Here is a 22,322-nt window from a genome sequence, read left to right as displayed (position 1 = left end):
GCCCTCTGCAGCGACTGTCGTAGTGCGTTACCGACGTTAACACCTCAGTGGTCGGCTGCGTGAGGGTCCTTGCCTCCGGGGGTGGCCTCGGGGTCGGCGCCGCGCGCGGCCTCTTCGGTGCGGTATATGTCCGGCTCCAGGTAGATCACCCGGGCGATGGGCACGGCCGCGCGCACACGCGCCTCGGCGGCGTCGATCGCACGGGCCACCTCGGCCGCGGTGTCGTCGTGGTTGACCGCGATCTTCGCGGCGACCAGCAGTTCCTCCGGGCCCAGGTGCAGCGTGCGCATGTGGATCAGCCGCTCGACGTCGGGGCCGGCCACGATGGCCGCCTCGATCGCCCGGACCGTCTCCACCCCGGCCGCCTCGCCGAGCAGCAGGCTGCGGGTCTCCATCGCGAGCACGATCGCGATCAGCACCAGCAGCACGCCGATGCACAGCGTGCCGATCCCGTCCCACACACCGTCGCCGGTGGCCACCGCCAGGCTGACCCCGGCCAGCGCCAGGACCAGGCCGATCAGCGCGCCGAAGTCCTCCAGGAGCACGATCGGCAGCTCGGGGGACTTGGCCCGGCGGATGAACTGCGGCCAACTCAGCTCGCCCCGGTGTTGGTTGGACTCGCGGATCGCGGTCCGGAAGGAAAAGCCCTCCAGGACGATCGAGAAGACCAGCACGCCGACCGCCCAGTACCAGCTCTTCAGCTCGTGCGGGTGGGCGATCTTCTCGTAGCCCTCGTAGATCGCGAACATGCCGCCGACGGAGAACAGCACGATCGAGACCAGGAAGCCGTAGATGTAGCGCTCGCGGCCGTAGCCGAAGGGATGCTCGGGTGTGGCGTCGCGTTGCGAGCGTTTGCCGCCGACCAGGAGCAGCACCTGATTGCCGGAGTCGGCCAACGAGTGCACGCCCTCCGCCAGCATCGACGAGGACCGGGTGAACGCGAAGGCCACGAACTTGCCCACCGCGATGCCCAGGTTCGCCGCCAGTGCCGCGACGACCGCCTTCGTTCCGCCACCCGCGCTCATAGGTCGACTCCCACCCGTTGGTTGACCATCGTCACCGGCCGCCGGCTACCGTTCGCCGGCGATCAGTGTGCCATCGGGCAGCCGTCTACCCCGGGATGCCCGCGCCACCGCGGCCCGCGTCGATCGCCCGACCGGGCTCAGCAGCACGGGACGGTCGCCCGGAAGACCAGGCCGTCGTCCCCCTCGACGGTGACCGCGACGCGCGGCTCACCCGCGCGGACGTACACCGATTGGCCCCGGGCCAGGTCCAGCGCCGCGCCGTCCGCGCCGGTGGCGGTCGCCCCGCCGCGCACGCACAGCAGGATCTGCGGACCGGCGGTGTCCAGGAGGTACGGCTCGCGGCCCGAGGTCGTCCGCAGCCGGGAGAGCCGGAAGTCGGCGACCGGGGTCGCGTAGACCTGCTCGCCCGGGTCGGCCTCGGTCGGCTCGGGGCCCAGGATCTCCACCGGGCCGGCCCGGAAGGCCATGATCCGCAGCAGTTCGCCGACGTCGATGTGCTTGTCGGTCAGGCCGCAGCGCAGCACGTTGTCGGAGTTGGCGAGGATCTCGACCACGACGCCGTGCAGGTAGGAGTGCGGCATGCCGGCCGCGAGGAAGACCGCCTCGCCCTCGCGCAGCCGGATGTGGTTGAGCAGCAGCGCCACCGCGACGCCCGGGTCGCCCGGGTGGCGCTCGGCCAGGCCCGCGACCGCGGCGCACGCCTCCGCGTACGGCGATCCGTTCGCGGCCAGCCGCCGACAGGCCGCGGCCACCGCGTCGACCACGCCGGTGCGCAGGCGGGCGGGCAGCATGAGCACGTGCGTGGTCGCCGCGCGCAGTGCCGCCTCCTGGTCGGGATTGCGCAACGCGCGTGCGAACGGAGCCAGTTCCGGGACGTCGAGGGCGTCGAGCAGCTTGAGTGTCTCGGCGATCTCGCGATAGCCGACCAGGCCCTCGAAGTCGCCGAGCGCGCAGATCATCTCCGGCTTGTGGCTGGAGTCGCGGTAGTTGCGGTGCGGCGCGTCGATCGGGACGCCGCGCGCCTCCTCCTCCGCGTAGCCGTGCCGGGCCTGGATCGCGTCCGGGTGCACCTGGAGCGACAGCGGCTCCTCCGCGGCCAGCACCTTGAGCAGGAACGGCAGCCGCGGGCCGAACCGGGCCGCGGTGTCCGCGCCGAGCTCGCCCTCGGGGTCGGCGGCGATCAGCTCGACCAGCGAGCACGGCCCGCGGCCCCGGTCGATCCGGGAGGGCGCGCCCGGGTGGGCTCCCATCCACAGCTCGGCCTGCGGTTCGCCGGTGGGGGCGACGCCGAGCAGTTCGGGGATGGCCGTGAGCGAACCCCACGCGTTGGCGCGAATCCGGTTGACGAGGCGGTCCATGGCTAGCGGGGACCGCCTTCGGTCCAGGGGAACAGCCCGGGTATGGCGGGGCCGACGCCGGTGCCCAGGGCCAGGTAGACGGCCGCGAAGTCGGTCACCGCGATCAGCTCGGCGAGCCGCTCCAGGGGGCCGGCGCCGCGCGCGCCGACCTCGCCGACGGCGGACCGGCCGAGCGCGCTCAGCGTGCGTCGGGCCCGGTCCAGCTGCGCCGCGCCGCCCTCGTCGTCGTGGTCGACGAGCAGCACCGGGCACATCCGCACCGCCTCGGGCTCGTCCACCCGGTCGCGGAAGAAGTCGTCGGGGTCGGCGGCCTCGCCCGAGTCGCCCGCGGTGAAGATTCGGTCCTGGTAGCGGCCCGCGATGGGCAGCGCGCCGGACAGCGCGGGGGTGGCGGCGACGCCGACGCACATCGTCGCGAAGCGCTCGGCGGCCACGCCCGCGACGGTGCCCGCGCCCCATATCACCGGGACGGTGCCGGCGATCGCGACGGCCAGCCCCTTGGCGGGGTTGAGGTAGGCGTCGGCGGCGGGGCGGCAGCGGGTGCTCGCCTCGTCGAGGCGGTCGGCCATCGCGTCCACGCCCGCCAGTCCCTCGCCGGGGGTGAACGCGCTCGCGCCGGCCGCGCCGGTGAGCGCCAGGAGCGCGGTGAACAGCGGCCAGAACGCGGTCTGCGCGGCGAACACGGTGTCGTCGGCGTAGCCGGTCGCACCGACCGGGGCGGCGTCGACGGGGACCCGGACCACCACGCCCCGGGACTGCTGCACGGCGGCGTCGAGCGGCGACCCGGCCGGGGTGGCCGCGGCCACCTGGCAGCCGCGTCGGTACGCCTGCCCGGCGAGCTCGATCAGGCCGGGCTCGTCCCCTCGACCGGCCAACAGCACGAGGTCCATCGGACCGGCCCAGCCGGGCAGCACGCCGCCCGCCGCGAGCACCAGGGGCAGGGCCGCGTCCGCGCCGGTGACCGCGCGCAGCGCATGGCCCAGCGGCCCGTACGCGGGCGCGGCCAGGATCACCGTGCGCGGTCGGTCCCGGGGCGCGATCGCGGCGGGCACGGCCTCGCGCGCGGCCTGTACGGCCCGGCGCACCTGTGCCCCGGCACCGGCCAGGGCGCGCAGCGTGTCCGCCGCGTCGGCCCGGGCGATGCCGTCCTGGTCGTCCAGCAGGCCCTCGTCGAGGATGTTCATGCCCGCGCGGTACCGGGCCGGCGGGCCTCGTCCACGAGCAGCACCGGGATGTCGTCGACGACGGGGTACACCAGCCCGCAGGCGGAGTTGTCGCAGGCCAGCGCGGCGTCCCCGTCCCGGTGCAGCGAGGCGTGGCAGACCGGGCAGGTCAGGATCGCCAACTGCGACGGTTCCAGATTCACGACATCTCCCACTTTTCCGACTGTCCGCGCCGATTCGCACATGGTCGATTCGTACGTATCGATCCGATTCGGCGCGGCAGCCGTCCGATTGAACCCATCACCTTACCGAGCCGACCGGTCAACCCCGGACGAGTGCCAGCACCTCGTCGCGGATGGCGATCATGGTCGGCTCGTCGTCGGCCTCGACATTCAGGCGCAACAACGGCTCGGTGTTGGAGGCACGCAGGTTGAACCACCAGCGGTCGGCCACCACGGTCATCCCGTCCAGGTCGTCCACGGTGACGGTGGGCCGGCCCTCGAAGGCGGCGCGCACCTTCGCGGTCGCGGCCGCCTGGTCGACGACCTCGCTGTTGATCTCGCCGGACGCCGGGTAGCGGTCGTACTCGCTCGCGAACGCGGACAGCGGCAGGCTCTGGCCGCCGAGCGCCGCGAGCACGTGGATCGCGGCCAGCATGCCGGTGTCCGCACGCCAGAAGTCGCGGAAGTAGTAGTGCGCGGAGTGCTCGCCGCCGAAGATCGCGTCGGTGACGGCCATCTCGCCCTTGATGAACGAGTGACCCACCCGGGTGCGCACCGCCCGGCCGCCGTGCTCGGCGACGATCTCCGGAACGGCGCGCGAGGTGATCAGGTTGTGGATGATCACCGGGGCGTCCTCGCCGTTCGCCCTGGCCCGGGCGATCTCGCGGACCGCGACCAGCGCGGTGACCGCGGACGGCGAGACCGGGTCGCCGTGCTCGTCGACCACGAAGCAGCGGTCGGCGTCGCCGTCGAAGGCCAGACCCAGGTCGGCGCCGCTCCTGCGGACCTCGGCCTGCAGGTCGACCAGGTTCTTCGGGTCCAGCGGGTTGGCCTCGTGGTTGGGGAACGAGCCGTCCAGCTCGAAGTACAGCGGGACGATCTCCAGCGGCAGCCCGCTCGCGGCACCCAGCACGCTGGGCACGGTGTGCCCGCCCATGCCGTTGCCCGCGTCCACGACCACCTTGAGCGGCCGGATGCCGGTCAGGTCGACCAGGCCCAGCAGGTGCGCGGCGTAGTCGGCCAGCACGTCGTGCTCGGTGATCGTGCCCGGTTCGCCGGCGTATTCGGGCACACCCGCCTCGGCGAGCGCGCGGATGTCGGCCAGACCGCTGTCCTGACCGATCGGGGCGGCGCCCGCGCGGCACATCTTGATCCCGTTGTACTGCGCGGGATTGTGGCTGGCGGTGAACATCGCGCCGGGAAGGTTCAAGCTGCCACTGGCGAAATACAGCTCGTCGGTGGAGGCCAGGCCGATCAGCGTGACGTCCGCGCCCTGGGCGGCGGCGCCGGCGGCGAACGCGCCGGACAGCTCCGGCGAGGACGGGCGCATGTCCCAGCCGATCACGATCGCGTCGGCCCCGGTGACTCGCACGAAGGCCGCGCCCAGTGCCCGCGCGGTGTCGGCGTCCAGTTGGTCGGGGACCACGCCCCGCACGTCGTACGCCTTCACGATCTGGGAGAGGTCGCGCACCCGAAGACTCCACTCGCTTGGCCGCGGTCGCGATTCGCCGCGGTATTGGCCGTTGACCGTCGATCCCTGCCCCGCGGACGACGCATCAGACCCTATCGGCCGGTGGTCAGCTCTCGGGTGAGCGCAGAACGCGCAGGTGACCGCGTCGGCCGGCCTCGGGACGGCCGTCGCGGTCCGGCGGCTCGGGCGCGGGCTGCGGGGGCTGCGGCGGGCGGGCGGCCTCGCGCACGGCGTTGGCCAGCGCTTCCAGGTCGTCGCTGCTGGGTTTGCCCGCGCTCGGATCCGGCGCCAGGCGCACGACATCCCAACCACGCGGCGCGGTCAGCCGCTCCGAGTGCTCGGCGCACAGGTCGTAGCAATGGGGCTCGGCGTAGGTCGCGAGAGGGCCCAGGACGGCCGTGGAGTCGGCGTAGACGTACGTCAACGTGGCGACTGCGGTTCGGCCGCAGGCGGTCCGCGAACAGCGACGTACAGGGCTCACGACGATGGACGGTACCGCAAGCGGACCGAACCCGCGTCACATCCGGGTGCGGTGTGACTCACGTGTCGCTCCTCACAGGGTGCGGGCGGCGTCTCGCGGCACCGTTCGGCGCCCCGGCTCGCGCGCGAACGAGCGCGCGTGGACCGATCCGCATCGGGCCGGCAGGCCCTAAGCTCGTCCCGTGCACAACGAGCACTCGGTCCCCTCTTCTCCTCGTGAGCGTGACCGGCGGCGCCGTAGTCGGCGCGACCGGCACGGCCGCGGCATGCGCGGTCCGCTCGCCCCGCCCCCCGTGCCGATCGCGCTCACCCGCGCGCAGCGGTTCGACGACCTCGCCGCCGATGTCGTCGAACGGCTCGCCAAGCGCTGGCCGCAACTGGAGGAGGTCCGCTTCGCGGTCCTGGACGTGCCCGAGGCCGAGACCGCGGTGAACGGCGACGAAGCGGTGGCGTTGGGCCGGCTGGTGCCGGCGACCACGGGCGTCCCGGCGACGATCATCCTCTACCGCCGCCCGCTGGAACTGCGCGCGGAGGGCCGGACCGAGCTGGAGATGCTGGTCAACGACGTGCTCGTGGAGCAGGTCGCCGACCTGTTGGGCATGGATCCGGACACCATCGACCCCGACGACTGAGCGGCCCACGACGCAGCGGCCCGGGTCCCCGTCGTGGGGGCCCGGGCCGCTGCGGTTTCCGGCGTGGTGCGACGTGCTACTTCTGCGGGACCAGCAGGGACAGGTCCTCGCGCGCGTTGGGCACCACGACGGTCTCCTCCGTCGGTACGAACGGCTGCACCGTGAACGCGGCGGTCTTGCCCATCGTCTCGGTGATCGTGCGCGCCACGTGCACCGGCTGTGAACCCGGCTGTGCCTCGGCGATCACCGCGAACCGGGCGGCGCCGGCGGGCGCCGGAGCGGGCACCTGGAGGGTGGTGCCGGCGGGCACCTCCACGTCCGCGGACACCGGCTCGCCCTTGTCGCCGATCGAGGTGAGCTTGACCTTGGCCGGGCCCTTGGGCGCGGTGAGCGAGATCGTGCTCGTGACCGCGCCGCCGGTGCGGTTCTCCGCGACCACCGCGCGCCCGGCGAGTTCCGGGCCGGCGGCCAGGAAGGCCACCTCGGCGTCCGCTCCGGCGCCCTGGACCACCCGGACGCCGGCGATGATGTCCGCGCGTCCGGAGGTGAGTCGCAGCGCGCCCGCGTCACCCCGGTTGACCGGGCCGAGGTCGATCACCGTCAGCTTGTTGCCCTTGACCTCGGTGCTCTCGTGCTCGACCGGCTTGAAGGTGTTCACCTTGCCGGCCACGGTCAGCTGGACATCGGTGCTCTCGCCGCTCGGCGACAGCAGCATCAGCTGCACGTTGCCCGCGTCGCCGGTGAACGCGGGCAGGCCGGTGATCACCAGGTTGCGGCCCGGGGCACCGGCCGAGGGCAGCCAGTCGGTGCCCACCGTGCCCTCCTGGTCCCGGATCGCCGCGCCGACCCGGCCGGTGCGGGCGATCACGTGCACCGCCACGCCCGGGAAGACCGCGCCCGGGTTGAGCGTGCGCAGCATCACCGGCAGCGTCGCGCCGGGCGCCAGGGTCAGCCCGCGGCCCGCCTCGGCGTCGATCGGGCCGTTGGGCCCGAACAACTCCACGTCGACGATGGCCGGTGTGTCCTTGCTGTTGGACAGGTACAGGTACGCGTCGCGGTTCTCGGCGGTGGAGGCCCCCACGAACCAGCGGTCGGTGGTCGGCGCCTCGCAGGCCAGGCCGGCCAGGCCGCGACCGGCGCCGCTGGGCACGCGGGTGACCGCGCCGGCCGAGAAGCCCGGCGCGAGGACCCCGGCGGCGTTGCCCACGAGCGGCGGAACTTCGACGTTGTCCACGCCGAAGCTCGCGAGCTTGCCCGGGGCCTCGACCTTGGTGCGCGCCTTGGTCCGGTCGCCGAGGTCGACGACGCTCGCCTCACCGCCGCCCGCCGCGTTCTGCGCGGGCGGGGTCAGCGCGGACACGGCCGTCGAACTGCCGGGCAGCTGCCGGATGGACGGGCAACTCAGCTCGGCCTGCTGCATCGGCACCCGGCCCGCCGCCGGCGGCGGCGCGGCCTTGCTCTCGGTCGGGCGGGTCACGACCGCCAGACCGACGACCGCGGCGAGCAGCGCGACGACGACGGCCAGGGAGAGGGTGGTGCGCTTCACGGGCGGTCTCCCTGCGAGGGCGGCGGCCACGGCTGGTCACCCGAGCTCGGCTCGGGAGGCCAACCGCCGCCTTGGTCCGGGTAGGCGTTCGGGTCGTACTGCGGCGGGGGCACCACGTTGCCGTACTGGTCGTAGACGGGGGCCTGCGGCTGGGGCGGAACCCAGCCGTAGGAGCCGGCCGCCTCCGATTGGTCCGGCGCGCCCTGGGTGCCCTGGGTGCCCTGGTCGTACTGGTAGCCCTGGTAGTCCGGGTAGCCCTGGTACTCCTGCCCGTAGTCCTGCTGCGGGTACTGCTCGTAGGCCGGTGTCGCGGCGTCGTAGGGCGCGTCGTTCCACGCCTGCGCCGGCACCGGCGCCTCGGCCGGATCGGTGCGCTGCTCGGGGAAGCCGAACGCGTCCGGGCCGTCGGCGGCCACCGCGACCGGTACCGCCTCCGGGGCCGGCACCGGCTCCTCGGTCTTGGCCCGGCGGGCGCGTCGCCCGGTGCCCTCGCCGGCGGCGGGGGTCGGGCCGGCGTCGTCCGGCAGGTCGTCGTCGGTGCCGCGCCTGCGGGCGGGCAGCGCCATGACGAACACGACGAAGACCAGGATGCCCTGGACGAGCAGCCAGACGCCGTGTCCGCCGGAGGTGTGGGTGATTTCGAGCCGGCCCGCCTCGGGGCGCAGCTCGAAGCCCTGTGCCCAGCCGTCCAGCGTGCGGGCGGTCAGCTTCTTCCCGCCCTGGGTGGCCTGCCACCCCGAGTCGGCGCGCTCCGCGAGCCGCAGGATCCGACCCTGCGGGCCGGCCTCGATCCGGGTGGACACGCCCTCACGGGTGGAGGGGATCGCCACGCTGCGACCGTCGGGGTCGACGATCAGCGCGCGGCCGACCGGGTACTGCAGGCGCCACAGGGTGGCGCCCTGGGTGGCACCGACCCGAGCCAGGCCCGGCGTGCCGTCGAGGCGGGCGGTCAGGTCGCCGCCCACCGGCGGCTTGAGCTGGACGAACTCGATGCCGTACGGGGCGAGCATGTTCGCGGTCGCGCCGCCGCCACCGGAGAGCAACTTGCCCAGGAACGTGTCGAACTGCCGGTAGGTGGACGCCTTGGGCGCCAGTTCCGCGTCGCCGAGCACCGGGCCCGCGCCGCGCACGATCGTGTAGGTGACGTTGCCCGGCTCGGGCGAGGTCAGTACCAGGGTGCGGGGATGCCGCGACCCGGTGGCCTCCTCGGCCACGAACGCGGGCACCACGACCGGGTCGCGCCGCTCCAGCGGCCCGTTCGCGCCCTGCCACAGCCAGGCCGCGGCCGCCACGACCGGGGTGAGCCCGGCCAGCACGGTCAGCACCACCGCGGTGGGCTGACGCCAGCCGAAGCTGCCGGCCGCGACCCGGGTGCGGGCGTCCTCGGCGCCCACCATCGCGGCGGCGACGTAGCCGAGCGCGATCACCACCACGGCCGCGCCGGGCCAGGCGGGCGCCTTGTCGCCGGTGGCCTCGACGGTGAGTTCGACGTGGCTGACCACGACCGCCAGGACCAGGCCGACCACGGCCGCCGCCCACGCGCCCAGCACCGCGGCGCGGCGCGAGTCGCGCAACAGCGCGGCCAGCGCCGCCAACAGCAGCGCGCCGGTGAGCCACGCCGGCAGCGTCCCGGGACCACCCGGATCCAGGAGCAGCAGGCCGACCGGGCTGGTGCCCTTCTCGGCCAGCGCGTCGCCGGCCAATCCGGGCTCGGACAGGAACAGCGTGGGCTTGCCCGCCAGGGCCAGGGTCCACGGGCCGAGCAGCACGAGCGGGGTGCCGAGTACGACACCGATCCGCAGCAGCAGGCCCATCCCCGGTCGCGGGCCGAGCAGTCCGGCGAAGGACGTCCCCACGGCGATCAGGGCGAGCAGCACGACCGCGAGCCACAGCAGCGGCGTGAACGCCGCCGCGACGGCCAGGGCCAGGCCGGTGGCCCAGGCCGCGCGCATGGACGGCTTCAGGTCGCCGGCGCCGAGCACCTGGGCCGCGCCGCGCGCGACCACGGGAGCCAGCACCAGCGCGACGGCGGTGCCGATCCGACCGGAGGCGATCGCGCCGGTGGCCACGGGGGTCAGCGCGTACACGGCCGCGCCCCACACCCGCACGCCGGGCGCGGACACCAGTCGGCGTGAGCACAGGTAGGCGCTGATCCCGGCGAACGGGACGCTGCCGATCAGCAGTACCGCGACCGCGGTACCGGCCTTGCCCAGCAGCAGGGTCGCGAACGCGGCCAGCGCGCCGACGTAGGGCGGTGCGCTCGCCGCCTCGCCGAAGCCGACGCCGTGCCAGGTGTCCCGATAGCGGTGCCACAGGTCCGCCGCGCCCTCGGGGGCGGGCAGCAGGGCGCCGCCGAACAGGCTGCCGCCGCTGAGCAATTCTCGGGCGGCGAACAGGGTGATCAGGGTGAGTGCGACGGCGAGCGAGAGTCCGGGACGGCGCATCAGCATGCGCAGCTTGACGAAGTTCTCCGTGTCGAGCGACTCGGCGTCCGCGTCGACCGGGCCCGATTCCGCGCTGCTGTGTCGCCCGGACCGGGTCTCCGGTTCCTCGCTCCGCCGCAGGTTGCCCAGCAGACCCTCGGCGGCATGACGCACAGTGGCGGCACGGCTGGGGAACAGGTCGCCCAGGTCCTTGTCGGACATGGTCCGGGTGCGGGCCCGGGCGCGGCGTGCGGACAGGAACGCGCCCGGACGCAGCAACACCGACATGGTGCCGAGCAGTTCGTCCAGGGCCATCCCGGGCAGCTTGCCGAGCAGGTAGCCCAGGCTGCGGAACAGGCCGCCGAACAACAGCCGGAACCAGAGCAGCGGCCAACCGGCGCCGGTGGTGTTCGCGAGCAGGGCGAAGGCGGCCCCCGCGCGGTCAACCCGGTGCGGGCGGTCGGCCGCGACGTCGATCGGACGGCGCTCGCGCGTGGCCGCCTCGGCGTGTTGCACCACCGCGTCCGGCACGATCACCACGCGGTGTCCGGCGGCGTTGACCCGCCAACCGAAGTCGGTGTCGTCGCGGGAGAGCGGCAGGTGCGGGTCGAAGCCGCCCAGGCCCTCCCACACGTCGCGGCGCACCAGCATGCCCGCGCTGGAGACGGAGAGCACGCCGCGGACCGCGTCGTGCTGGCCCTGATCCTGCTCGCGGCGCTCCAGGCCGGTCCAGCGCCGGCCGCTGCCGGTGAGGGTGGTGCCGACCTCCAGGAGCTGCCTGCGGTCGTACCAGCTGCGCACCTTGGGGCCGAGCACGGCCGCGGAGGGCAGTTCGTCGGCGGCGCGCAGCAGCAGGTGCAGCGCGTCGGGTGCGGGCTCACTGTCGTCGTGCAGGAGCCACAGCCACTCGACCGGTTCGGTCGACCGCGGCGGGCGGTCCTGATCGGTGTCGCCGTACGGGTCCGACGCGTCGTACGCGTCGATCCGGTAGGGCAGGGACGCGGGGTCGACGTGCGGCGCGGCACGCAGGGCTTCACTCACGGCGGCACCGAACGCGGTCCGTCGCTCGGCATGCAGCACCGAGCCCTGACCGAGCGCGTCCTCCAGCAGACCGGCCGAGGCGTCGGTACTGCCGGTGTCGACCGCGACGACGCGCTGGGCCGGGCGCTCCTGACCGAGCAGGCCGGTCAGTGTGCGTGGCAACCAGCGTGCCCCGTCGTGGGCGACGAGGATCGCGGTGACGATGTGCCGTGGAAAAGCCGGAGCTTGCGCGTATGCCGACTGATGGCTGAAAAGTGACATCGAGTGCGGGGACCCCGGGGGGCTCGAAGCGGCGTGGTACCAGCGGTCCGGCATCCGGCCGAACGGCCAACACACTACGCGACGGGCACCCCGCGCCCGCTCTGCTCGGGTCGGGGCCTCGGCCGGCGACCGTCAGCGGGCGACGGTCAGACGGCCGCCTTCTTGAGCCGGCGCCGCTCGCGCTCGGACAGTCCACCCCAGATCCCGAAGCGCTCGTCGTTGGCCAGCGCGTATTCCAGGCACTCGTCGCGCACCTCGCACGCGAGGCAGACCTTCTTCGCCTCTCGCGTCGAGCCGCCCTTCTCCGGGAAGAAGGACTCGGGGTCGGTCTGCGCGCACAGTGCGCGCTCCTGCCAACCGAGCTCCTCCTCCTCACTCTCGTCCTCGGCGACCAGTAGCTGGAACAGCTCGCCCATCGCGTGCCTCCTCGACCGTTTTTGCGTCCCCGTGATTAAGCCGTTACCGGTAACGGTTCACGACGTGTGTGAAATTACAAGCGCGTCGTTGCTGCGACGTCAAGCCGGGCTCTGCTATTAGGGCGGGGATTCACTCCCCGGGACCACAGCAGTCCGGATTGACCACATAGATGGACAGATCCGGACAAGCACTGTGTCGCGCGATCGCCTCGACGTTCCGGGCGGGGAGCGTACCGGCGGGAGGCGCGACGACATTCGATGCCAACCCGTGATGACCTCTGCAATGGACTACGCCTCACACCGTCCGCGCAGTTCCCGGGACGGGCCCGAAAACCGCGATGATGACCGAGGTCACACATCGGGGCCACTCGTCGAGGTCACCCGAAAATGGGCCTCCCCGTGACCTGTGGGCTTCAATCCCTTCCCAGGATTCCTCACCCGAATCGGGCAGCGCCCGCCCGATTCGGGTGACCAGCCGCGCCGGTGGACCTCGGCGAGTTGACACAGCCACCCCGTAGACGGTCTTCTTTTCCCATGTCCGCACGCTGCAGCCGGTACCGGAGTCGTCCTGTCGACGTCCGCCGGGTGTTCAGCGCGCTGTGTCCGCCGTGCGACCACATGTACAGCTGTTGTCCGGGCTGTATCGCCTGAGGACGCCTTTTCGGCAGTCCTCCGCGCAAGCGGCGGCACTCTTTTCCCCCTTTATCGGCTCGGCCGTCTCATTCGGCCGAATGTCCGTTCGGGTTGCTGTCGACCGCTCGCGTGTTCGCTTTCGATCCGCCGCGTTCGCCTGATCCGCCGCGCCAGAAGAATCGCGCAGACATCCCGAAGGACTCCCCTATGTCCAGCGACATCACCGTCGCAGGCGACCCGCTCGCCGCCCCCGCCGTGCTCGCCCTGCCCGTTGCTCCCCCCGTGCGTCCGGCCGTCGCCCGGCTCGCCGCGCTCGCCCGGCAGCATGCCGGCCTGGTCGCGGCCGAGCTCGACCAGGTCCGCTACGACCCGATCTCCCGCTGGTACAAGCGGCTCGCCGCGAGCGAGGACATGGAGGTCTGGCTGCTGAGCTGGCTGCCCGGCCAGGGCACCGGACTGCACGACCACGGCGGCTCCTCCGGCGTGTTCACCGTGGTCTCCGGTGAACTGCACGAGCGTTCCCTGGTGGTCACCCCGCTGCGTCGGGCCGGCGCCCGCGAGCGGGTGCTCACCGCCGGCGCGACCCGCGTGTTCGGGCCGACCTATGTACACGAGGTGACCAACATGGGCACCGAGCCGGCGATCAGCGTGCACGTCTACACGCCTCGACTGGACTCGATGAACCTGTACGACGCCGGTGAGGACATCGCGCGGCCGAGCTTCGCGCCGCTGCGCAAGGTCGGCGTCGAGCGCTCGGGGGACCAGTGGTGAGCGCCGTCGACCGACTCGTGGACCGGGCCCGGGCCAGGTTCGCCCGGGTGACTCCCGAGCAGGCCCATGCCGCGTTCCACGACGGCGCGGTACTGGTGGACACCCGCCCCGACTTCCAGCGCGACGCCGACGGCGCGATCCCGGGTGCGTTGGTGATCGAGCGCAACCATCTGGAGTGGCGCTTGGATCCCGAGGGCGAGGCGCGGGTGCCCGAGGCCACCGGCTGGGACCTGCGCGTGGTCGTGTTGTGCGACGAGGGTTACGCGTCCAGCCTCGCCGCGGCGTCGCTGGTGGATTTGGGGCTGTCCGAGGCGACCGACCTGATCGGCGGTTTCCAGGCATGGAAGGCGGCGGGCCTGCCGGTGGTGCCGTCCGCGGGCCGCAGCCGTCGACCAAGCCCCGCACCGAGCACGCACAACAGCGCCACGCCGTAGCCGAGTTGGTGGATGGCCCGGATCTGCCCGGGGCTCAACTCCAGCCCCCAGGTGAGGTACAGCACATATCCCGCCGGGCCGAGCGCGAGCCACTCCGGGCGCCGACCGTCCAACGCCACGAGCGCGACCACGAGCAGCGCGTACCAGGGGTAGGCCGGGGTCAGCACGAACAGCATGCCGCCGGTCAGCGTGAGCGCGCCCTGCCACGGGCGGTCCGGATCGGCGCGGGCCGCCACCACGACGGCGAGCCCGATCAGCACGACGACGGCCGCGTAAGGGGCCGAGCCGGTCGGCAGCACCAGGCCGAGCAGACCGAAGCGCGCGCCGTCGTCGTATCGCTCCTCCCGGAGATAGCCGGGCAGGTAGCCGAGCACCGCGGGCCCGACCGCGAGCACATGCGGCAGGTAGACCAGCAGCACGGTGAGCGCTGCCGAGCCGAGCAGCCGCACCGGCGCCCGACGCAGACCGCCGGCCAGGGCCGCGGCGGGGAACATCTTGGTCGCGACGGCGCCGCCGAGCAGCACGCCGCCCAGGATCGGCCGGCGGCCGCCGATCGCGGCCAGGCCGAGCACCATGAGCAGCACGCCCAACACATCCACGTGCGCGTTGTTGCCCGCTTCCAGCGCGACCATCGGACACCACGCCCACCACACCGCGTGTCGGGGGTCGCGGCCGAACCCGCGCAGTACCGCGAGCAGCGCGAGGGTCACCAGAATCGCCAGCAACGCGGCGGCGGCCTGGACGGGTTCGCGCCGGCCGGAGGGCGTGACGACGTGCACGAGCCAGTAGTAGGACTCGGCCACCGGCGGGTAGATGGTGTGCACGTCGGGCCGGTTGATCCGGGTGCACGAGCCGTCGGGTAGCGGGTGCTTGAACCATCCGGCGCACTCGCCCCTCGGGAACAGCCAGTCGTCGCGGAAGCGGGCCACCTCCGGGTCCGTCGGCGCGTGCGCGTACGGCGAGCGGCCCGCCGCCTGGACCCGCCCGTCGAACGCGTACCGGTAGGCGTCGTCGCTGGTGCGCGGCGGCGCGCCGGCCGCCAGTACGGGCAACACGACGGCCCCGACCAGGATCAGCAGCACCGCGCGGCGCACCGGCAGTCGGCGCACCAGGAAGGCACCGAGCACGAACAGCGCCCAGGCGACGCCGTACACGACGTACACGCCGGCGCTGCCGGGGTGCGTCCACGGGCCGTACACCGCGTAGCCGACGGCGCCGGCGAGGGCGAGTCCGGTGGCGGCGGCCGTGGTCGTGGTGCCGGCGGCCGTGGCGGTGGTGATCGTGGCCGCCGTGCCGGTGGGCGTCGTGCTCGTGCTCGCCGTGCGGGATGACATGGCGCGAGTCTGGCCGCGGTGGTCCCGTTCTCGGGACATCCCGGGCCGACCGTCAGCACTTTGTAAGGCGGTCAATGCGGGCCGGCGGCGGGTTTTCGGCGTTGGCTGGACGCATGAAGCTCGACATCCGCTTGCCGGATCCACCCGCCGCGCTGCGGCGCGGTCCGTTCCGGGCCGGAGCGTTCCGCGGTGCGCTGCACGATCCGCGAACGGCCGTGTCGGTCGGCCGGTTGCTCGGCCCCGCCTTCCTGATCTGCTTCGTGACCGGCGTGTTCAGTCATCTGCTGCAACATCAGCCGCACTGGCTCGCGCTGCCGTCCCGGCCGGTGTGGGGGTATCGAGTCACCCAGGGGCTGCACGTGGCGACCGGGATCGCGGCGGTGCCGCTGCTGCTGGTGAAGCTGTGGGTGGTCTATCCGCGGCTGTTCGCCTGGCCGCCGGCGAAGTCGGTCGGGCACGCGCTGGAGCGGTTGTCCATCGCGGTGCTGATGACGGCGGCGATTTTCGAGCTCGTCACCGGGCTGCTGAACGTCGTGCAGTGGTATCCGTGGCCGTTCCCCTTCGTACCGGCGCACTACTGGATCGGGTGGGTTGCGGCCGGGGCGCTCACGCTGCACGTCGCGGTGAAGCTGCCGCTGATCGTGGCGCACTGGCGGCGTCCCCGCGGTGCGCCGGCCGCATCCGAAGGGCCGTCGCGGCGCGGGCTGTTCACCGTGCTCGGCGCCGGGGTGGGCGTGGTCACGCTGGCCACCGTGGGGCAGACGGTGACTCCGCTGGGGCGGGTGTCGGTGTTGGCCCCGCGGCGGGCGGACATCGGCCCGCAGGGTTTGCCGGTGAATCGAACGGCGGCCGCCGCGGGCGTGTTGACGGCGGTCCGCGATCCCGCGTGGCGCCTGGAGGTGGTCGGGCCGCGGCCGTTCGCGCTGACCCGGGCCGAGTTGTTGGCGATGCCGCAACACGAGGCCACGCTGCCGATCACGTGCGTCGAGGGGTGGAGCGCGTCGGCGCATTGGTCGGGGGTGCGGATCCGGGACCTGATGGCGCGGGCGGGCGCGCCGCCGGGGGCCCGGCTGCGGGTGTTCTCGCACGAGCGATTCAGTCCGTACTCGGTGATGGACATGCCGGACGAGTGGTCCCGCGACTCGCTGACCCTGCTGGCGCTGATGCTGGGCGGCGCGCCGCTGGCCGAGGACCACGGGTATCCGGCCCGGATCATCGCGCCGAACCGGCCGGGTGTGCTCCAGACGAAGTGGGTCACCCGGATGGAGGTGCTGGGATGAGCACGGCGATGGAGCCCGAACCGGGCGCGCCGCGAACCGGGCGCGCGGTGGGTGCCGTTCGACTCGTGCTGGGCGCCGCCGGACTGGCCGGCATCGGGTGGGGCGTGGCCGGCGCGTGGAACGACCCGTTCCTGTCCGAGCGGGTGGGGTTGGCCGAATGGCTGATCGGCGGCCTGCTGCTGCACGACGCGGTGTTCGCGGTCGTGGTGTTCACGGTCGGCGCGACGGCGATGCGACTGCGCCGAGGGCCGGCCGCGTGGGTACGGCGAACCGTGCTGGGCGGCCTGGCGGTGGGCGTGGCGGGCACGCTGATCGCGCTCCCGGCACTACTGCGCCCACTGCCCACGCAGAACCCGTCGGTGTTGCCGCTGGACTACGGACGGGGCCTGGCCATCGTGTGGGCGGTGGTGGCGGCCGGGGTGGGGGTCGCACTGGTGGTGCGGAGGCGGCGGGACGGGTGAAGGAGCGCGGGGCTGGGGGCGACTTGCCGCGTTGCGCGTGGGAGCCGGGGATCGGGGTGGCCGGGTGCAGGGCTGCGTGGAGCGCAGGGCCGGGTGTCTGTAGCAAGGTCTTCGGGGACCACAGCAGCAAGTTCTCTCGGCTCCGACGGGCGTTCGACTGACGGTCCATCAACGGCTGGCATTTCAGGCATGGCCGGCAACGATGGCCGGGTGCCAACCGGCGTGGGCGGATCGGCGGTGGTACCAAAACACTTGCTGAAGTGGGGCCGGCGCAGGTTGCCGAAGACAGCCGGGGGCCGCCGGCTGCCGCGTTGCGCGGGCAACCCGATATGGGCGCGGCCGGTTGCACGTCCGCTCCACAGCCGCAGTCGCCGGCCGCTCCGCGTTGGCCACGCCCAACACGCAACACACCCGGGTGATCGGCACCGACCAGGTCACACCCGCCACTCCCCGACCCGAGCCGGACGGACGGGCCGCTCCGGGCACCAGGCCACTCGCCACGCACGCACACCGGCAGCGCGCCGGCCGGGGGCGCGTCCGCTGCGCGGCCGGGGTCCGCCGATGGCTGCGCGTCGGGGTGCTCGTCCGCTGCGCGGTCGGACCGACCTGGCCGAGAGTCCGATGCGCGCTCCCCACCCAGGCGGTCGGCTTGCCGGGCCCGGCCTCCCTTTCCTGTCCGGTCGGAGACGCTTGGGCACGGATGGCAGCCCCCAAGCGAACGGTCGGCGGTGGTGGTCGCGTGGTGCACTCGCAAGCCGGGCGCGGGGCGGGCGGCCCACGCGTGTCCGGGCCCTCCCCCGCACGGGCCGCTTCGCGGTCACCGCGGGTCCGGCGCCCCACCTGGGATGCGCGTCCCGCTACGCGGCCGGACGGCTGGGTACTCCGTGCCCGCCCCGCAGTGGGCGAGCAATCCCGACGCCGCGCCGCCCCCGACCCTGGTGCCGGCCGCGTAGCGAACGTGCGGCCGGGCGCGGTGCGATCGGCCCGCGGTGGCCGCGGGGCGGAGAGGCAACCGGCTGCGTCGGGGACGGGCGGCCGACTCGAAGCGGCCGTTCCGAGCCACCCGGCCGCGGAGCGGACGAGCGAGCCCGACACACGCCGGGACCGGGCGACCGGCCACGAGGCAGGACCTGGCAATCCGACACGACCGAGGCCGGGCTACCCGATGCGCGTCGGGACCGGGCACCCCGACCCGCGCCGGGACCGGGCTACCCGATGCGCGTCGAGACCGCGCAGCGTGAGGTCCGGCAGCGTGAGGTCCGTGGGCGCCGGTCAGGTTCGGGACAAGGTGGCGAAGGTGCGGTTCGGGCAGGTCCATGTGTCGGTCACGGTGAAGCGATGGGCGCGGGCGAGGGTGCGTAGCGCGGGGGTACCGACTCGGGCCCAGCGGAAGGCGCCGCCCCGGCCGCCGTGGTCGTTTTCGACGCGGGCGGCGAAGCGTTCGTGTACGTCCTGTGGGTCGGTCTCGACCACGAGCCGGCCGCCCGGGGCCAACAGGCCGTGGATGCGGTCGAGCAGCCGGGCCGGGTCGCCGCCGATGCCGATGTTGCCGTCGGCGAGAAGTGCGACGGCCCAGCGGCCTTCGCCGGGCAGCGGCTCGAATACCGAGCGGCACAGCGCGGTGGCCCCGGCCGCCACGGCCCGGGCGACGGCGGCCGGCACCGGGTCGACACCGAGTGTGGTCACTCCCCTGCGACCGAGTGCCGCGGCCAGCCGGCCCGGGCCGCAGCCGATGTCCAGGGTGGGACCGGTACAGCGAGCGAGCATGGTGTCGTCGGCGGCGTCCGGTTCGGCGCACCAGCGGGACAGCTCCAGGCGTTGCCGGAGGCGGCCGTGCCGGTGCAGGTACAGCGCTCCGCCGTCGCGCAGCGCGATCGTGTACGGGTCGGCCGGAGCGTCCGATGTCGGGTCGGCCGGGCGGTCGGGGTCGCGGACCAGGGTCATGCGTACACCTCACCGCCGAGCAGCGCGCGGGCCACGCCGGCGCAGTGGGTGTCGGGGATGTCGCGGGTGACGGCGGCCAGGTCGGCGGCCGTGTCGATGTCGGTCAGGGTGGGCAGGTCGCGCACGATCAGCCCGGCGGCCAGCAGTCGGGCCCGCTGGATCGCGCCGGTTCGCGGCATCGACATCGGCACACCGGGGAACACCGACGGGTCCGGTTCGCGCAGCCCGATCGCCCAGAATCCGCCGTCGGTCGCCGGGCCGAACCACGCGTCGGCGGCCGACCAGTCCACGGTCAGCAACTCCGGCGTGATCTGCGGGGTGTCCATGCCGACCAGCAGGGTCGGCCCGGTGCAGCCGGCGAACGCGGCGGCCAGGCGCAGGTCGAGGCCGCCGACCCCCTGCGGCACCACCTCGAAGCCGGCCGGCAGCCACGGCCCGGGCTCGCCGGCGAGGACCAGGACCCGGCGGCGGGCGGGCGTCGCGAGTACCGCCGCGAGCGTGTCGGTGAGCGCGGCCTCGGCCACCGCCGCGGCCTGGTCCGGGGTCAGCGGCGGGGTCAGCCGGGTCTTGACCCGACCGGGCAGCGGCGCCTTGGCGATCACCACGAGGGTGCTCACGCGGGCCGCCCCGCGCGGGCGAGCACGGCGCTCATGTCCCGGACGGCGGTAACCGTGCCCCGGACCGTGCCGGTGACCTTGGAGCGACCGGAACGCGGCAGGTAGCGCACGTCCACCTCGGCGATCCGCCAACCCGCGTCGGCGGCGCGGACCACGGTCTCCAGCGGGTAACCGGAGCGGCGGTCCGAGACCCCCAGCGCGAGCAGCTCGGCGCGCCGGGCGGCCCGCATCGGCCCGAGGTCGTGCAGCCGCGCACCGGTGCGCCTGCGCAGGCGGCGGGCCAGGACCGCATTGGCCAGGCGCGCGTGCGGCGGCCAGGCGCCCAGGGTCTGCGGGCGGCGGCGGCCGAGCACCAGGTCCGCGTCGCCGGCGAGCACCGGATCGGCGACCTCGGGTAGTTGTCCGGGATCCAGCGACGCGTCGCAGTCGCACAGGCACACGATCGGCGCGGTCGCCGCGAGCAACCCGGCGTGGCAGGCCGCGCCGAAGCCGCGGCGCTCCTCGACGACCACGTGGGCGCCGAGCGACCGGGCCAGTTCGGCCGAGCCGTCGCGCGAGCCGTTGTCCACGACGATGGGCCGGTATCCGGCCGGCATCCGGGCGAGCACCCACGGGAGCGCGTCGGCCTCGTCGAGGCACGGCAGCACGACGTCCACATGATGCTCGGCGGGATGCGCTGAAGAGGCGTCCATGCGGCTTACGCTAGGTAAGCGCAGGCCGCATACCCAGGCTTGACGTGCTTACGGAATGCTGACGTCGCGGCGATACGGCCGTGTGGGTTACGGCCCTCTTACGGATCGACCACCCGCCCAAATCGTCCCCTTCGCGCACCTACACTCGCCGGCATGAAGGTGCTCGTCGTCGACGACGACCCGACCGTGGCCGAAGTCGTCGTCGGCTATCTCGAACGCGCGGGGTTCGATACGGCACACGCCGCCGACGGACCCACCGCGCTGGAACTGGCGTTCGCCGAGGTGCCCGATCTGGTGGTGCTCGATCTGATGCTGCCGGGCATGGACGGGCTGGACGTCTGCCGACGGCTGCGCGAGCGTGGCCCGGTGCCGGTGGTGATGCTGACCGCGCTGGGCGACGAGAGCGATCGGGTGCTCGGCCTGGAGGTCGGCGCGGACGACTACGTGACCAAGCCGTTCAGCCCGCGAGAACTCGTGCTGCGGGTGCAGTCCGTGTTGCGTCGGGTCACCGCCCCGGCTCCGTCGCCCGCGGCGCCCTCGGTGCTCCGGCACGCGGACATCGAAGTGGACGTCGCCGCCCACCGGGTGCTGCGCGCCGGCCGTGAACTCTCGCTCACCGCACGTGAATTCGACCTGTTGTACTTCTTTCTCGGCAGTCCGGGCCGGGCCTTCTCCAGGGACGAGCTGATGCGCCGGGTCTGGGGCTGGGAGTTCGGCGACCAGTCCACGGTGACCGTGCATGTGCGGCGACTGCGGGAGAAGATCGAGGACGACCCGGCCGCGCCGCGGCTCCTGGTGACCGTGTGGGGCGTGGGCTACCGGCTGGAGGTCGAACCCGAGTGCCTGTGAAGGATTTCGCACTGATTTGCCTGATCGCGGCGGGCTGCGGGCTCGGAGTCACCCTGCTGGGCCTGCTCGGCCTGCGCGCGTTGCGCTCTCGCTCGCTCTCGGTCGCTCTGGCCGCGATGTCGGTGGTGACGATAGCCGGCATGGCCGCGGGTACGGTCGGAGTCTCCCAGGCGATGCTGCTCTCCTCGCACGACCTGACCGTGGTGATGGTGGTCTGCGCGGTCTCGGCCGTGCTCGCGATCGGTGCCGCGATGCTGCTCGGTCGCCCGGTGGTGGCCGACGTCCGAGCCCTGCGCGGGACCGCGCGAGCACTCGGCGGCGGCGCGCCCGGGCCGCCGCGCCGAGTCTCGGCCGTGGTCGAACTCGCCGAACTGGGTCGAGAGTTGGAGCGTGCCGGCGTACAGCTGACCGAGTCTCGGGAGCGCGAACGGGCGGTCGAGCACGCCCGGCGCGAGCTGATCGCGTGGATCTCGCACGACCTGCGCACCCCGCTCGCGGGCCTGCGTGCGATGGCCGAGGCGTTGGAGGACGGGCTGCCGGAGGATCCGGCTCGCTATCACCGGCGGATCAGGACCGAGGTGGATCGGCTCAGCGGGATGGTGGACGACCTGTTCGAGTTGTCCCGGATCCAGGCGGGCGCGCTGAAGCTGACCCTGGCCCGGGTCTCGCTCTACGACCTGGTGGCGGACGCGATGGCCGGCACCGAGGAATTGGCCAGGTCCTGCTCGGTTCGGGTGGCGGGCGAGGACATCGTCGCGGTCCCGGTCCGGGTGGACGGCCGCGAGATGTCCCGGGCGATCACGAACCTGCTGGTGAACGCGATCCGGCACACCCCCTCGGACGGCACGGTCGCGGTCGGCGTACGCACCGCCGAGGGCGAGGTCGTGGTCTCGGTCACCGACGCGTGCGGCGGCATCCCCGAGGAGGACCTCCCCCGAGTCTTCGACACCGGCTGGCGCGGCACCCACGCCCGCACCCCGGCCCCGGCCGGCGGCGCGGGACTGGGCCTGGCCATCGTCCGCGGAATCGTCGAGGCCCACTCGGGCCGAGTGGGCGTGGCCAACACGGGCATGGGGTGCCGCTTCGAGGTCAGGCTGCCGGTGGCTTGAGGGGGGTGGTGATTTTTTCGGGGGCGGCGAGACGGGGGCGGCCGGGGTCGCGGGGGCGGCAGGTCGGAGGCGGCCGGGGTCGCGGGCGCGGCAGGTCGGAGGCGGCCAGAGTCGCGGGCGTAACGGTGCTTCTTGTTGGGCGCCTTCGGCGCCGGCTCGCG

The 22,322-nt window shown here is 73.6% G+C and carries 19 protein-coding genes and 1 pseudogene; 7 read left to right on the top strand and 13 right to left on the bottom strand.

The features are described 5' to 3' along the window. Nucleotides 1-44: 44 nt before the first annotated feature. The 6 genes from A3IC_RS0148740 to A3IC_RS0148715 form a co-directional block, all read right to left on the bottom strand. Entirely contained in the window at nucleotides 45-1,025 is a 981-nt protein-coding gene (locus A3IC_RS0148740) for a cation diffusion facilitator family transporter (RefSeq protein ID WP_020557330.1), read from the bottom strand. A gap of 137 nt (nucleotides 1,026-1,162) precedes the next feature. Continuing rightward, entirely contained in the window at nucleotides 1,163-2,383 is a 1,221-nt protein-coding gene (gene manA / locus A3IC_RS0148735) for a mannose-6-phosphate isomerase, class I (protein ID WP_020557329.1), read from the bottom strand. 2 nt (nucleotides 2,384-2,385) lie between these two features. Further along, on the bottom strand, nucleotides 2,386-3,567 hold the full coding sequence (locus A3IC_RS60975; RefSeq protein ID WP_020557328.1) for an SIS domain-containing protein: 1,182 nt from the start codon (nucleotides 3,565-3,567) through the stop codon (nucleotides 2,386-2,388). Beyond that, nucleotides 3,564-3,749: a Trm112 family protein gene (locus A3IC_RS0148725; protein WP_020557327.1), complete on the bottom strand. Its 186-nt coding sequence runs from the start codon at nucleotides 3,747-3,749 to the stop codon at nucleotides 3,564-3,566. The genes A3IC_RS60975 and A3IC_RS0148725 overlap by 4 nt, the downstream gene beginning before the upstream one ends. A gap of 118 nt (nucleotides 3,750-3,867) precedes the next feature. Beyond that, a complete protein-coding gene (locus tag A3IC_RS0148720) occupies nucleotides 3,868-5,238 on the bottom strand; it encodes a phosphomannomutase/phosphoglucomutase (protein ID WP_020557326.1) in 1,371 nt (456 codons plus the stop codon). Nucleotides 5,239-5,344: 106 nt separating this feature from the next. Continuing rightward, nucleotides 5,345-5,719 (bottom strand): DUF3499 domain-containing protein, encoded by a 375-nt coding sequence (locus A3IC_RS0148715; RefSeq protein WP_026219631.1) that lies wholly within the window; start codon nucleotides 5,717-5,719, stop codon nucleotides 5,345-5,347. Between the two features lie 265 nt (nucleotides 5,720-5,984). Here A3IC_RS0148715 and A3IC_RS0148710 point away from each other — a divergent pair, with 265 nt between their 5' ends. Beyond that, a complete protein-coding gene (locus A3IC_RS0148710) occupies nucleotides 5,985-6,350 on the top strand; it encodes a metallopeptidase family protein (RefSeq protein WP_020557324.1) in 366 nt (121 codons plus the stop codon). Nucleotides 6,351-6,426: 76 nt separating this feature from the next. Here the strand turns inward: A3IC_RS0148710 and A3IC_RS0148705 are convergent, their stop codons facing one another. The 3 genes from A3IC_RS0148705 to A3IC_RS0148695 form a co-directional block, all read right to left on the bottom strand. Continuing rightward, nucleotides 6,427-7,896 carry a DUF5719 family protein gene (locus A3IC_RS0148705; RefSeq protein ID WP_063744987.1) on the bottom strand — a complete coding sequence of 490 codons (1,470 nt, stop codon included), beginning with the start codon at nucleotides 7,894-7,896 and terminating at the stop codon, nucleotides 6,427-6,429. Beyond that, nucleotides 7,893-11,621: a glycosyltransferase gene (locus tag A3IC_RS72845; protein ID WP_020557322.1), complete on the bottom strand. Its 3,729-nt coding sequence runs from the start codon at nucleotides 11,619-11,621 to the stop codon at nucleotides 7,893-7,895. Before A3IC_RS72845 ends, A3IC_RS0148705 begins: the two co-directional genes overlap by 4 nt. Before the next feature lie 146 nt (nucleotides 11,622-11,767). Further along, nucleotides 11,768-12,037, bottom strand: a complete 270-nt coding sequence (locus A3IC_RS0148695; protein WP_020557321.1) for a WhiB family transcriptional regulator — start codon at nucleotides 12,035-12,037, stop codon at nucleotides 11,768-11,770. Between the two features lie 840 nt (nucleotides 12,038-12,877). Between A3IC_RS0148695 and A3IC_RS60965 the strand changes: the two genes are divergently transcribed. Together A3IC_RS60965 and A3IC_RS66465 are read left to right on the top strand one after the other, a co-directional pair. Next, nucleotides 12,878-13,441 (top strand): cysteine dioxygenase, encoded by a 564-nt coding sequence (locus A3IC_RS60965; RefSeq protein ID WP_020557320.1) that lies wholly within the window; start codon nucleotides 12,878-12,880, stop codon nucleotides 13,439-13,441. Continuing rightward, the gene (locus A3IC_RS66465) at nucleotides 13,438-13,875 is read left to right on the top strand and encodes a rhodanese-like domain-containing protein (protein WP_079027189.1); all 438 of its coding nucleotides are present in this window, start codon (nucleotides 13,438-13,440) and stop codon (nucleotides 13,873-13,875) included. The genes A3IC_RS60965 and A3IC_RS66465 overlap by 4 nt, the downstream gene beginning before the upstream one ends. 221 nt (nucleotides 13,876-14,096) lie before the next feature. Here A3IC_RS66465 and A3IC_RS72155 read toward each other — a convergent pair. Beyond that, nucleotides 14,097-15,209 (bottom strand): annotated as a pseudogene (locus A3IC_RS72155) (glycosyltransferase 87 family protein); the annotation flags it as partial. A gap of 113 nt (nucleotides 15,210-15,322) precedes the next feature. On the opposite strand from A3IC_RS72155, the gene A3IC_RS0148680 reads away from it, so the two are divergent. Then, nucleotides 15,323-16,489, top strand: coding sequence for a molybdopterin-dependent oxidoreductase (locus A3IC_RS0148680; RefSeq protein WP_020557318.1), 1,167 nt, complete (start codon nucleotides 15,323-15,325; stop codon nucleotides 16,487-16,489). Further along, the gene (locus tag A3IC_RS0148675; RefSeq protein WP_020557317.1) at nucleotides 16,486-16,950 is read left to right on the top strand and encodes a hypothetical protein; all 465 of its coding nucleotides are present in this window, start codon (nucleotides 16,486-16,488) and stop codon (nucleotides 16,948-16,950) included. Before A3IC_RS0148680 ends, A3IC_RS0148675 begins: the two co-directional genes overlap by 4 nt. Before the next feature lie 1,272 nt (nucleotides 16,951-18,222). Here the strand turns inward: A3IC_RS0148675 and A3IC_RS0148670 are convergent. The 3 genes from A3IC_RS0148670 to A3IC_RS0148660 are packed head-to-tail and all read right to left on the bottom strand — an operon-like array spanning nucleotide 18,223 to nucleotide 20,203. Continuing rightward, complete coding sequence (locus A3IC_RS0148670) at nucleotides 18,223-18,894, bottom strand: methyltransferase domain-containing protein (RefSeq protein ID WP_020557316.1); 672 nt, start codon at nucleotides 18,892-18,894, stop codon at nucleotides 18,223-18,225. Beyond that, nucleotides 18,891-19,511 carry a TIGR04282 family arsenosugar biosynthesis glycosyltransferase gene (locus A3IC_RS0148665; protein ID WP_020557315.1) on the bottom strand — a complete coding sequence of 207 codons (621 nt, stop codon included), beginning with the start codon at nucleotides 19,509-19,511 and terminating at the stop codon, nucleotides 18,891-18,893. Before A3IC_RS0148665 ends, A3IC_RS0148670 begins: the two co-directional genes overlap by 4 nt. Then, nucleotides 19,508-20,203, bottom strand: a complete 696-nt coding sequence (locus A3IC_RS0148660) for a glycosyltransferase family 2 protein (RefSeq protein ID WP_079027187.1) — start codon at nucleotides 20,201-20,203, stop codon at nucleotides 19,508-19,510. Before A3IC_RS0148660 ends, A3IC_RS0148665 begins: the two co-directional genes overlap by 4 nt. 153 nt (nucleotides 20,204-20,356) lie before the next feature. Here A3IC_RS0148660 and A3IC_RS0148655 point away from each other — a divergent pair, with 153 nt between their 5' ends. Next, entirely contained in the window at nucleotides 20,357-21,052 is a 696-nt protein-coding gene (locus A3IC_RS0148655) for a response regulator transcription factor (RefSeq protein ID WP_020557313.1), read from the top strand. Next, nucleotides 21,049-22,161, top strand: a complete 1,113-nt coding sequence (locus A3IC_RS0148650; protein ID WP_020557312.1) for a sensor histidine kinase — start codon at nucleotides 21,049-21,051, stop codon at nucleotides 22,159-22,161. The genes A3IC_RS0148655 and A3IC_RS0148650 overlap by 4 nt, the downstream gene beginning before the upstream one ends. Nucleotides 22,162-22,322 lie beyond the last annotated feature (161 nt).

The sequence above is a fragment of the Embleya scabrispora DSM 41855 genome (genome assembly GCF_000372745.1).
GTDB classification, from domain to species: Bacteria; Actinomycetota; Actinomycetes; order Streptomycetales; family Streptomycetaceae; genus Embleya; species Embleya scabrispora.
This window is presented reverse-complemented; position numbering and strand designations above follow the sequence as displayed.

Coding starts and splice junctions, on each gene's coding strand:
- A3IC_RS0148740 (WP_020557330.1), bottom strand. CDS start 1,025: ATGAGCGCGGGTGGCGGAACGAAGGCGGTCGTCGCGGCACTGGCGGCG.
- A3IC_RS0148660 (WP_079027187.1), bottom strand. CDS start 20,203: ATGGACGCCTCTTCAGCGCATCCCGCCGAGCATCATGTGGACGTCGTG.
- A3IC_RS0148680 (WP_020557318.1), top strand. CDS start 15,323: ATGAAGCTCGACATCCGCTTGCCGGATCCACCCGCCGCGCTGCGGCGC.
- A3IC_RS60965 (WP_020557320.1), top strand. CDS start 12,878: ATGTCCAGCGACATCACCGTCGCAGGCGACCCGCTCGCCGCCCCCGCC.
- A3IC_RS0148675 (WP_020557317.1), top strand. CDS start 16,486: ATGAGCACGGCGATGGAGCCCGAACCGGGCGCGCCGCGAACCGGGCGC.
- A3IC_RS72845 (WP_020557322.1), bottom strand. CDS start 11,621: ATGTCACTTTTCAGCCATCAGTCGGCATACGCGCAAGCTCCGGCTTTT.
- manA (WP_020557329.1), bottom strand. CDS start 2,383: ATGGACCGCCTCGTCAACCGGATTCGCGCCAACGCGTGGGGTTCGCTC.
- A3IC_RS0148710 (WP_020557324.1), top strand. CDS start 5,985: ATGCGCGGTCCGCTCGCCCCGCCCCCCGTGCCGATCGCGCTCACCCGC.
- A3IC_RS60975 (WP_020557328.1), bottom strand. CDS start 3,567: ATGAACATCCTCGACGAGGGCCTGCTGGACGACCAGGACGGCATCGCC.
- A3IC_RS0148695 (WP_020557321.1), bottom strand. CDS start 12,037: ATGGGCGAGCTGTTCCAGCTACTGGTCGCCGAGGACGAGAGTGAGGAG.
- A3IC_RS0148655 (WP_020557313.1), top strand. CDS start 20,357: ATGAAGGTGCTCGTCGTCGACGACGACCCGACCGTGGCCGAAGTCGTC.
- A3IC_RS0148670 (WP_020557316.1), bottom strand. CDS start 18,894: ATGACCCTGGTCCGCGACCCCGACCGCCCGGCCGACCCGACATCGGAC.